General features: G+C 58.8%; 1 pseudogene. It reads left to right on the top strand.

The features are described 5' to 3' along the window. Window positions 1-255 (top strand): annotated as a pseudogene (locus JNB91_RS30580) (IS21 family transposase); the annotation flags it as partial.

The following is a 255-nucleotide window of genomic DNA, read 5'->3' as shown; positions in this document are numbered from 1 at the left end:
GCTGGTCGTTGCAGCCGAGGGCAATATCCTCTGCGAACATCCGCGGATCATAGAACGCAGTCACGACAAACCACCGCGAACGATTTATGATTGGCGGCATTACCTTGCCGTTATCCAACGCAAGCCTCGTGCCCTGCGCAATGGTGCTCCCTTCCTGGAATTGCCGCTGGCCTTTCGACAGTTGCAGGACCAGATGCTGCGTCGCCTGGGCGGCGATCGGGAGATGGCCGACATCCTCGCTCTGGTGCTTCATCA

The organism is Aliirhizobium wenxiniae, assembly GCF_019511445.1.
GTDB classification, from domain to species: Bacteria; Pseudomonadota; Alphaproteobacteria; order Rhizobiales; family Rhizobiaceae; genus Neorhizobium; species Neorhizobium wenxiniae_A.
Note: the sequence above shows the minus strand (reverse complement) of the source record. Positions and strands in the feature narration are given on the sequence as shown.